Genomic DNA, 10601 nt, shown 5'->3' on the forward strand with positions numbered 1-10601 from the left:
ACGACCTGATTATCGGGGCACCGGGTGTTAATGTCAATCCCAACGGCTCCTACAATTCAGGGCAGAGCTATGTGGTGTTTGGAGGGACAAATATCAGCGTCACCCCTGTTTTAACGGGCACGCCTGGTGCAGATACTCTCAAAGGCACAATTAACAACAATATCATCGACGGCAAAGCTGGTAACGATACCCTCACAGGCAACGGTGGTCAAGATCAGTTTGTAATTCGCTCTGGCGATGGCAATGACATCATCACCGATTTTGCTGGCGTCGGTAAAGGCTCAAACCCATCAGCAACAGTGATTGCCAATGTTGATACACTGCAATTTATCGGTTCGGGATTGACTGCCCGAAATTTGCAACTAACTCAACATGGCAACAACTTAGAAGTCAACTTTGAAAATGTCGCTAACACCAAAGTCACTCTGCAAAACTTTCAGTTAGAAAACCTAGATAACCTGCTAGCAACTTCTTCAAGACCTGCGCTAGGCAATATCCTATTTGATGGACAAAGCAGCATCACCGACAGCTTTGATGTGATTAATGCAAACTCCACTCAAACTAACATTTTCAATAAAAATACTGTTACTTTCCTGAATGACTTAAACAATAACATCGCTGGTTTTGACAAATCCCATGATGTGATTAATGGTCAAGGGGGTAACGACATTATTAATGGCTTGAGTGGCAATGACCTGTTGCGGGGCGGGTCAGGCGATGATATTCTCATCGGTGGAGTCGGTAATGATACTCTCGTGGGTGGATTCGGCAATGATATCCTTGTTGGTGGTGCGGGTGCTGACAGATTCCTTTACAACACCGATACTGCTTTTGCCCTGAGTGGTGTTGGTGTAGATGCGATCGCTGACTTTAAGAGGTCACAAGGTGATCAAATTATCCTGGATAAAACTACTTTTAGTGCCATCGCTTCAACTGCGGGAGCAAGTTTTAGTAACAGTAGTGATTTTGAAATCACTTCTTCAGCAGGGACTAGCACCGCAAAAATTGTCTACGATTCTGTAAGTGGGCAGTTGTTCTACAACCAAAATGGCAGCGCGGCTGGTTTCGGTAGCGGTGGTCTATTTGCTACTCTAACTGGTGCGCCAACTCTTATGGCATTAGATTTTGTGGTGCAAGCGTAGTTCGTCCAAGACCAATACCGTTGTGTTAAGGCTAAAAGTCAATAATTTGGGTAGGTTGGGGAGCCACTGCGTTGGACGGGTTCCCCGACTTGAAGCAAGTGGCGTTTGAGCAACGTAGACGCCCAAAGGGCGGCTTCCCAAAGGGTAACCCAACGTTTAGTAGGCTTTGTTGGGTTTCACTTCGTTCAACCCAACCTACATTTCTTCTTAACTTATCTTTGATTAATGCAAGAGGTGTAATAAGTCCTACATCCATTTCCCAAGAGTCCCCTTGTCTCTTTCTTCAATTCTTGAAACACTCTTAACTATTTTTCGTTTGTCTACTAACTCCTAGTACTGTTCCACTCTTGCGCCGCATCCTCTACAGCTTTATCTACAGTCTTCTGCCCTAACATTGCTGCTTGCAAGTTTTCGTAAACTGCCTTTTGCAGTTTATTAAAATCCTTCAAGGTAGGGGTTAATATTTCTGCCTTTGGCAGTTCTTGAGCGCTCATAACTCGCGCTTTTTCTATTATTGAGGCATTAGCTGGAATATCTTTAAAGTAACTATCAGATAATGCTTTGATTGTAGAAGGTAGAACATTTGCAGCTTTAGCAAAAGTTAACTGATTTTCGTCATTGGTGACAAATAAAGCAAATTTCACAGCGCTATCTGGTTGTTTGCTATCACGGGGAATAACCATATTCATCACCGCGACATTTTTCTTACCTGTGTCACCAGTAAGTTGAGGTGCTATTCCCGTAGCTTGAGCAATTTTTGGGGCATTATTAGCGATCGTTTTCAGAAACTCTGGCCCAGAAGCTAGAAACGCAGTCTCTCCAGATTGGTATAAATCGATCGCGTGGCGATGTCCTTGCGTCAAAGCTTCTTTAGGAAGTAACCCTTTTTTATACAAGTCTACCCAATACTGAAACGCTGCCTTACCTTGTGCTGAATTAAACGCCGCTTTCCCCTCAGCATCTATTAAAGTGACTCCCATTTGCACAAAAGATTCCAGCACTTCACCAGAATCTTGCGGTACGAAAGTCACAAAAAAGGCATATTTGCCAGTTTTATCTTTAATTTGTGGCGCTGTTTGTGCCAATTCTGCGTAGGTTGCAGGTAGCTTATTGATACCTGCCTGTTTTAATAAATCGGTGTTATAAATGGTTAGCCGTGTGGTGAGATACCAGGGAATCCCAAAACTCTTGCCATTAAGCGTACAAGATTCCCAGATATTCGCTAGATAGGAGGAACGTATATCGTTTGGGACTTTTGCATCTAAATCTAACCAGGCATTTCGTCCGGCAAGTTGGGAAGCAAAACCCGGATTTAGGTTAACTACATCAGGTGGCGTTTTTGCTGAGACAGCTGTTAAAATTTTGTTTTCCATTGCCGCCCAAGGTACATCAACCCAGTTAACCTTTATACCTGGATTTTGCGATTCAAAATTCGCAATTAGGCTTTTGAAATAGTCGGTAAATTGAGGTTGGAGTTGCATCGTCCAAAACTCAATAGTTGCCGCTCCTGAAGTAGCCTGTTTTGTACCTGTACCAACATTACTTATGCTGCAACTTACAATCCAACTGGTTAATAAGCCCAGCAGTGTAAAAGCAACAAGTTGTTTAAATTTTCGCAATTGAATCATTTTCCCAGTATTTTTACGCTTGCTCAGTGTGAAAAGCTTAGATCAAAATTGTCGAGATTATAGGCTAAATAAATTACCTAGCACTAAGTCCGTTTTTTAGTATCATTTAAATTTTCAATTTAGCAGTCCAGCGGGCACAACTGTGGTAAAAAGCTTCAATAGTCTGTTTGGCAAATCAAAAAAAGGGGTCGGCATTGAACTTGCTCCCGAACGGGTAAATGTAGTTCAGCTACGCAAACAGGGTCAAGGCTTGAAACTTGAAACCTTTACATCGGTAGCAGTTCCAGAAGGCGTAGTTACCGATGGTCAAATCACCGACCCCGGAGCAATGGCGCAATTAATCCAGCAGGCGCTAACTGAGAGCAAAATCAAAACTTCTCGCGTTGCCACTGGTGTACCAGGGCGAGATTCCATCGTTCGGATCATACCAGTACCAGCAGAGTTAGATGATAAAGAACTGCGAGAAATGGTTCTCAACCATGAAGCAGGTTTATATTTACCCTATCCTCGTGAAGAGGCTGATGTAGATTATCAGAAACTTGGGTACTTTGTAGATGAAGATGGCATTGAAAAAGTACACGTACTCCTAGTTGCCACCCGCAAGGAGATAACGGATACCTATATAAGTACATTCGAGCAGGCAGGATTACAAATCGATGTTTTAGAAATTAACAGTTTTGCTCTAATTCGGACTATTCGCGAGCAATTGCGACAATTTGGGCCGCAAGAAGCAGCAGTATTGGTTGATATAGAGTTTGACAGTACAGAAATCGCCATCATCGTTAACGGAGTGCCGCAATTTTCGCGCACAGTCCCAATCGGGACTTATCAAATGCAAACTGCCTTAGCAAGGGCAATGAGCTTACCCACATCACGAGATATGGAACTGTTACACGGAATGGTGATTCCCCCAACTTCTCTAGACGGCGGGAAAACTGGGGTTACTGAAATCAATCCTGGTATGGCAGCCATATTGAGAGTATTGGGAGAACTAACGGATGAACTGCGCCGTTCCATCGATTTTTACCTCAATCAAAGTGAAAATTTGGAGGTAGCGCAGATTATATTAGCTGGCCCAGGAGGTGGACTCCAACAGCTAGATGAATTCTTTACCCAACGATTGAGCTTGCCAACTACCCAAATAGATCCAATCGGGGCTTTGTCCTTGGAAGTTGACACTGATAAATATCCACAGGTGCAACGCTCTGGCTTGGCGATCGTACTTGGTCTAGGAATGCGGGAGGTGTAACAAAATGTACAGCCTAGATGTTAACTTTCTCAAAGATCGCCCAGCATACCAGAAAAAGCCTGAGGGAAAGGGAGGAATATCTCTAAAGTTTCCTACGGGGGATTTGACACTACTGTATGTGGGAGTTGCAGTAGGTGTAGGTCTTCCAGTTTTATTGGGAGTTGCTTGGTGGTTGTTGCAAGGAAAGATTGTTGAATTAGATGGTCAAGTTGCACAACTAGACCAAGAAAGCAAGAGGTTAGATACAGAAATAGGAAATATTAATAAAATCAAAGCCGAGACGAATGCAATTAAAGGGGAAACCCAAGCTTTAGTCACTGTATTTGACCAAATTCGACCTTGGTCAGCAATGCTGCAAGATTTGCGCGATCGCATTCCAGCAGCAGTGCAAATTAAGACCATCAAGCAAATCCCACCCATTCCGGCAACGGCAGGGCAGCCAGTAACCAATCCTGCTGGGGGATTAGAAATTACCGGATTGGCTCGTTCTTTTAACGATGTCAATGATTTTTTATTGAGTCTACAACAGTCTCAATTCTTGAAGTCCACAGAAAGCAGAATTCTGACAGCAACGTTAGTAGATGCTCCCTTAACTCCAGGCGTGAGTCAACCTACTAATGGTGTAACAATTAAGCCACCACAAGTAGTTGAATACACTATTCAATCGAGTATGAACGATGTTCCTGCTTCGGAATTAATCCGGGAATTGGAAAAAAAAGGCACAGTAGGGTTAGTGACTCGAATTCGTAGTATCCAACAAACAGGAGTCATTTCAAAATGACGCTGAGTGATGATTTAAATTTTGCCGAACAAGGTGGGGAATTCGAGCAGGCAACGCCAGCATACCCCATGCTATTTGGTATTGCCTTCACACCAAAAATTATTGGCATATTGGTGGGGGTAATTGGTTTAGCAGGAGCAGGTTATATATTGTTAAACCTGCTGATGCCAGCTTGGGAAAGCTATCAGCAGCAGCAAGCAAAAAGCTCTGAACTGCAAGGGCAAATTCAGCAAAAAAAAGCCAGTATCAAAGAGATTGCCAAAGTTAAAGACGAGCTAGCACAGGCAAAACAGCAAAAAGTTCAGGTTTTAGGTCTATTCGCTAACGAAAAAAGCTTAGATACATTGCTGTTGGATATGAACCGCTTAATTGAGTCTAGCAATACTCCAACTTCTATTAATGCAGTGAGAGCCAAACTGAAGAAATTTGTGCCAGTTTCCCAAAAACCAGAACCAGTTACCGATGGAACTCTAGGACTACAGGTTGACGGCAAGCTAGAACGCAGCAGTATCAATGCCGAAATTACAGGAACTTATGAGCAAATACAATCGATAATGCGTAACATTGAGCGTTTACAGCCTTTGTCAGTAGTTAAAGATTTTCAAGCAACTTTGGCTCCAGTAGAGTCAAAATCCGCATTAGATAAAACGCCTGTACAGGTAGGCCCAGCAGCGATTAATACATCATTCCAGTTACAGGTATTGATGCCACTTAGTCCAGAAGAAATAGCCGCAGCAGCAGCAGCTAAAGCTGCCCCGAAAAAGTAGTTAGGAGTAGAGACGCGATTAATCGCGTCTAGTTAGGAGTAGAGACGCGATTAATCACGTCTGTACAAGAGTTAGGAGTAGAGACGCGATTAATCGCGTCTGTACAAGAGTTAAGAATTATAAATTATTATTCCTAACTACTTTTTCTCAACTTCTCAGAATTGTTTGTAAACAAGATTTTATTAGGTGAGGAATGAACTGTGAAACATCTTCACGGTAATAGTTTTATATTAGGTACTGCCGCTTTTGTATTTTTGGCAGCTCAACCAGTTTGGGCACAAATTAGTCAAATTACTGATGTACAGTTAAATCCAGTTAATGGTGGAATCAGCGTTGCTTTGAAAACTTCTTCAGGGTCGCGCCCCCAAGTTTTCACTACAAAAAGAGGCAAGGCTTTAGTCGCAGATATTATCAATACTCAATTACGATTACCACAAGGTAAGAGTTTTCGTCAAGATAGTCCAGCAGCAGGAATTGCATCTGTTGAGGTTAATCAGCTTGATGCCAATAGCATCCGGGTGACTGTAACGGGCAGCAACAATACGCCTAGCAGTCAACCCGTGGTGCGATCGCCAAATGGAATTACACTCAGCTTTAGCCCATCGGCTGGCACTATAGCATCAGTACCAACGCCAACAGCGCCAACATCCACAGCACCGCCTGTTACTACTCCAGCCCAACCGGGTCAAAAGCCAGATGTTCTCGTTCCTAACCCGGAAGTCACCATTGACGGACAACCTGCACAAACTGCTGGCCCAGGTCAACCCGTGAGTCAGGCTCCACCTTTCTTACCTAGAGCCGTTGCTCCACCAGTAGGAGATATTGCCATCTCTAATACTGATGCTTCTCCTAGCAGCATTGACTTAGGAACTCAGGAACGTGTACCCCGTCTAGTATTGCGAGATGCGCCGGTGCGTGAGGTTTTGTCACTTCTTGCCCGTGCTGCTAATTTGAACCTGGCTTACGTGGAAGCTCAACAAGCTGGCGCTGCACAAGCAACCTCTCAAACTATCTCTCTAGATATAGAAAACGAGCCAGTGCAAGATGTGTTTAACTACGTTTTGCGCTTGAGTGGTCTAGAAGCTAACCGCAGTAATCGCACAGTTTTTGTAGGCGCTAAACTACCTAATGCAACGCGTGACATGGTTATGCGTAGCCTGCGACTCAATCAGGTAACGGTGGGAGTCGCCATCAACTTTTTGGTTGGCTTGGGAGCAGAAAGTGCCATTAGCCGCGAACGACAAGTTACCAGTGTTAGTGCTGTAGCTGTTGGGAATGCAGCGGCTCCCGTCACACAAGCTCAGACGACGACGGAAACCAGAGTTGAAACTCAACGTGTTACTTTTACAGACTCTAACCCATTACTTAGAGGTTTACAGGCATTAGGAGATGAGCGCACTAATTCTCTAACCCTGATTGGCCCTCCCAGGCTAATTGAGATAGCGATGGCTCAACTAACTCAGCTTGATATCCGCCGTCGTCAAGTGGTAGTTAACGTCAAGATTATCGATGTTAATCTCAATAACACCCAGGACTTCAACACTAGCTTTTCTTTTGGGATTGGCAACAACTACTTTTCAAATGATGGCGGTGCAGCAAGTCTAAATTTTGGCGGTTCCAGACCAGCTACTAGTTCTGAAGTAGCAAGCAGTGTGACTAGTACACCTACAACCGCTAATCCACTTAGTAGCGGAAATATTTTTCTTAACCCACAAGATCCAAACACAGGAATACCTACTGCTGGTGTAAACTCTAACCCAACGCAACCAGGGCTTTCATCATTTACCGCAGCAACTCCAGGAACAATTACATCTGTCCCAACTCAGTTTGACCCAGTTACTGGTGCACCGACTCAATATACTAGTCAGGTAACTGGCCAAACCCCTGCTATATATACATATAGCTTGCCGTCTATTTATCAATTCCCCAAGCGTCTTCTCACTAGCTTGCAAGCTCAAGTCACAAATGGCAATGCCAAGATTTTGACTGACCCAACTTTAATTGTACAAGAAGGTCAGCAGGCACTTGTTAATCTGACCCAGGAAGTGGTAGGAAATATAACTCTCCAAACAACGGATACTTCTGGTGGTTCTAGGACAGAAAGAACAATTGAAAAACAAAAAGTTGGCTTAACCTTGAATGTGAAAATTGACCGGATTGACGATAATGGGTTCGTTTCTCTATCGGTTGCTCCTACTGTCAGCGCTCCCACAGCCTCACAAGATACAGGAAATGGACAAATTGTTTTAGTCTCTGAGCGTTCCCTTACTTCTGGCTTAATTCGCTTACGAGATGGTCAGACACTAATTCTCTCAGGCATTATTCAAGACCAAGACCGGACAAGTATCTCCAAGATTCCTATTTTGGGTGATCTTCCCCTTATTGGTGCGCTGTTTAGAAGTACAAATAGATCCAACCAGCGCAATGAGGTGATTGTATTGCTCACACCTCAAATTATGGATGACTCTGAGAACTCCTCCTATGGCTATAACTACAATCCCAGCCCAGAGGTGCGGCAAATCCTTGAGCGTCGGGGCTTGAAGTTTCCTGGTAGGTAATAAGGATAATGAGCAGGTAAGTTACGTCTGGCAAAAACTCAGATCCCCGACTTGTTTAAGAAATCGGGGATATTCTTGTTCACAAGTAGGATTAAATTTAAACGTCATTCTACAATAAAAATACCCAATCACATTAGAAGTAACAGTAGTGGGTAAATACTAATGAGTTCAGAACAAGAGTTATTAACAAAGTGGCGTTCTCTTCCACAAGGCAAACAAGAGGAAGTTTTAGATTTTGTCGAATTTCTTGGTTTGAAAAACTCTGCAAATAAAATCCCATTGGGCGAACATTTGCAGCAAATTCGCACTAATATTGTTGCTTCTGGTAAACATTTATTAGATGAAGATGAAATCGAAAAAGAACTCGCCAGTCGCAGAGGTGGGCTACAGGGTAGAGAAGAATGAAAATAACTTATAGCAGAATTCAGAATATAGAATACAGGAGTAAAACACGCTTTATACTTGGATAACAGACTTAGCTTGTGTACCTCACAAACTTGAAATCTGCTGTATATTGAGTTTTCAGATTGTCAGCCAAGATTCAACAGATAATGTTTTGACTTGTTTAATACGCTGAAAGTAGCGATCGGCTGAGACAATGATGAGATTTTGTTGCAGAGCAATAGCAGCAATCCACAAGTCATTTTCACTAAAACCTAAATCAGTTATCTTAGTTTTTCTGCGCTTGCTTTTTTCTTTTGGTGCAAATTGATTGAATAAAGCAGCTTTGAGTTGACCATAAGTATTAGCAGTTTGCTGATCAATATTGTAAATAGAAATACCTCTAATAAAATTTTGTACTAATGCTAAATTACTTTGTTGCCTTTGAGAACGTGTTGCCATATCTATTAATTCTCCCTGGACAATGACACAAGTTGAAACCAAACTGTTTTCAACCCCAGCGAGGCGACTTAATATATTGACATTACCTAAAATAGCTAGACTACAGTGATTTGTATCGATTAGGTACATTATTCAAAACGATTATCTTCATTAAATTCTGCTTGACCACAGCTAGCTATTACTAGGTTCAAACACTCTTCTAAGTCATCACCTTCCCAAGTCCCTATATTTTTCAGATGTTCTAGAAGTGAGCTTCCTGTGGAATTAACAGTAGTATGACTAGCAAATTCTACTTGATGTTGTGTTGGTTGCACTTGGGTTTGCTTTGTTTTCAAAAAACGTAAAAAATTAAGCGTTTCAGTCAAAAGTGCATCTGGTGCTGATTCCCTTTATTCGATAAGTTGTTCTTTGATTTTCATATTCACGCCTCTTGAACTGACATTTTTTAGTAATGTAAAACATCAAGTATGGTTGTGGCTACGTTGGTAGACCTCCAGCTTTAAAAATCTGCTCGGCTGTTAAATTCAATTCCGGAAAAGTAGGTGAAACGATGCGATTGTTGCCTCTAAATTGAGTCACTTGGTATTCAGCATCGATTAATTGATAAATAGATATAGTAGGCTGTTTTGGATTGCCAGTGAACTTTTTAGCGCCTAGACCGAGATAATCTACAACCCAGTATTCAGGAATTCCAATACCTTCATACTTACCCTGTTTTGTGTAGTAGTCATCATCCCAGTTGGTACTAACTACCTCAACGACTAAGGGAATTGATGCTGCAAGGCTTACAGTTGATTCTTTTTTCCATAGCGGCTCATTCACTAAATTAGGGCGGTTGAGTAATAGCACATCTGGGGAATAGGCAGATTCCGAATTAGTTGGTTTAATGAGCGCAGTTTTGGGGATTGTATAAGGTAAATTTAATCGATCAAATTCTACTGTTAGTTTTCTTGCTACAAAACCAACAACATCCTCATGGTCTCCTACTGGTTGTGCCATTTCAACAATCACGCCATCATGTAATTCATATCTTCCACCTTCGGGTCGCCACGCTGCAAAATCTTCAAAGGTTACTAGTTTTGGTATGGCTTGAGTCATAATCTATCACCCCTAGTAGTCGTTTCGATCATATCGCTTTCTTACGTTCAGCCTTAACAGTAATATTAAGGGGTACAGTACTCGAAAAAGTTTGTTGCGGAGAACTTAACTATGGTGGCAATAACAACTTCCGCAGAAAATAGGGTTTTACTCCATAACATTAGCTGGCAGACATTTAAAACCATGCTGGCTGAAATGGGTTCAGAACGTAATTCCCGATTTGCCTATGACAATGGAACGATAGAAATTATGACCCCACAAATGCCGCACGAGAACTCAAATCGCTTAATAGAAGTTTTTGTTGGTGTATTGTGCGAAGAGTTGGGCTGGGAAATTAAACGCGCTGGTTCGCTAACTTTAACGCGAGATGATTTAGAGAAGGGAGCCGAGCCAGATAGTAGCTACTATATTCAAAATGAAGCCCTAGTTCGAGATAAAGAAAATATTGATATAGCGATCGCTCCACCCCCTGACCTGGTGCTAGGGCGTGTTTTCAAACTCGTTGTATCCTAAGAAATAGGCGATCGCTATGTTG

The 10601-nt window shown here is 42.4% G+C and carries 10 protein-coding genes and 1 pseudogene; 7 read left to right on the forward strand and 4 right to left on the reverse strand.

Features of this window, described 5'->3' with window-relative positions; translation table 11 throughout:
- A partial coding sequence (locus tag ACFFAP_RS30615; protein ID WP_375514744.1) for a calcium-binding protein occupies positions 1–1142 on the forward strand: 1142 nt, incomplete at its 5' end.
- Positions 1143–1465: 323 nt separating this feature from the next.
- On the opposite strand, the gene ACFFAP_RS30620 is transcribed toward ACFFAP_RS30615, so the two are convergent.
- Entirely contained in the window at positions 1466–2770 is a 1305-nt protein-coding gene (locus tag ACFFAP_RS30620; RefSeq protein WP_375514745.1) for an ABC transporter substrate-binding protein, read from the reverse strand.
- 142 nt (positions 2771–2912) lie between these two features.
- Between ACFFAP_RS30620 and pilM the strand changes: the two genes are divergently transcribed.
- The 5 genes from pilM (at position 2913) to ACFFAP_RS30645 (ending at position 8530) form a co-directional block, all read left to right on the forward strand.
- Positions 2913–4019 (forward strand): type IV pilus assembly protein PilM, encoded by a 1107-nt coding sequence (gene pilM / locus ACFFAP_RS30625; protein WP_375514746.1) that lies wholly within the window; start codon positions 2913–2915, stop codon positions 4017–4019.
- Between the two features lie 4 nt (positions 4020–4023).
- Positions 4024–4800, forward strand: a complete 777-nt coding sequence (locus ACFFAP_RS30630; RefSeq protein WP_375514747.1) for a PilN domain-containing protein — start codon at positions 4024–4026, stop codon at positions 4798–4800.
- Positions 4797–5567: a pilus assembly protein PilO gene (locus ACFFAP_RS30635; RefSeq protein WP_375514748.1), complete on the forward strand. Its 771-nt coding sequence runs from the start codon at positions 4797–4799 to the stop codon at positions 5565–5567. Before ACFFAP_RS30630 ends, ACFFAP_RS30635 begins: the two co-directional genes overlap by 4 nt.
- 200 nt (positions 5568–5767) lie before the next feature.
- On the forward strand, positions 5768–8125 hold the full coding sequence (locus ACFFAP_RS30640) for an AMIN domain-containing protein (protein WP_375514749.1): 2358 nt from the start codon (positions 5768–5770) through the stop codon (positions 8123–8125).
- A gap of 162 nt (positions 8126–8287) precedes the next feature.
- The gene (locus ACFFAP_RS30645; RefSeq protein WP_375514750.1) at positions 8288–8530 is read left to right on the forward strand and encodes a hypothetical protein; all 243 of its coding nucleotides are present in this window, start codon (positions 8288–8290) and stop codon (positions 8528–8530) included.
- Between the two features lie 117 nt (positions 8531–8647).
- Here the strand turns inward: ACFFAP_RS30645 and ACFFAP_RS30650 are convergent, their stop codons facing one another.
- The 3 genes from ACFFAP_RS30650 to ACFFAP_RS30660 form a co-directional block, all read right to left on the reverse strand.
- Entirely contained in the window at positions 8648–9097 is a 450-nt protein-coding gene (locus tag ACFFAP_RS30650; RefSeq protein WP_375514751.1) for a type II toxin-antitoxin system VapC family toxin, read from the reverse strand.
- Complete coding sequence (locus tag ACFFAP_RS30655; protein WP_375514752.1) at positions 9097–9282, reverse strand: hypothetical protein; 186 nt, start codon at positions 9280–9282, stop codon at positions 9097–9099. Before ACFFAP_RS30655 ends, ACFFAP_RS30650 begins: the two co-directional genes overlap by 1 nt.
- Before the next feature lie 163 nt (positions 9283–9445).
- Complete coding sequence (locus ACFFAP_RS30660) at positions 9446–10066, reverse strand: Uma2 family endonuclease (protein WP_375514753.1); 621 nt, start codon at positions 10064–10066, stop codon at positions 9446–9448.
- A gap of 111 nt (positions 10067–10177) precedes the next feature.
- On the opposite strand from ACFFAP_RS30660, the pseudogene ACFFAP_RS30665 reads away from it, so the two are divergent.
- Positions 10178–10549, forward strand: a pseudogene (locus ACFFAP_RS30665) (Uma2 family endonuclease); the annotation flags it as partial.
- Between the last annotated feature and the right edge of the window lie 52 nt (positions 10550–10601).

Source organism: uncultured Nostoc sp. (assembly GCF_964245575.1).
Taxonomy (GTDB): domain Bacteria; phylum Cyanobacteriota; class Cyanobacteriia; order Cyanobacteriales; family Nostocaceae; genus Nostoc.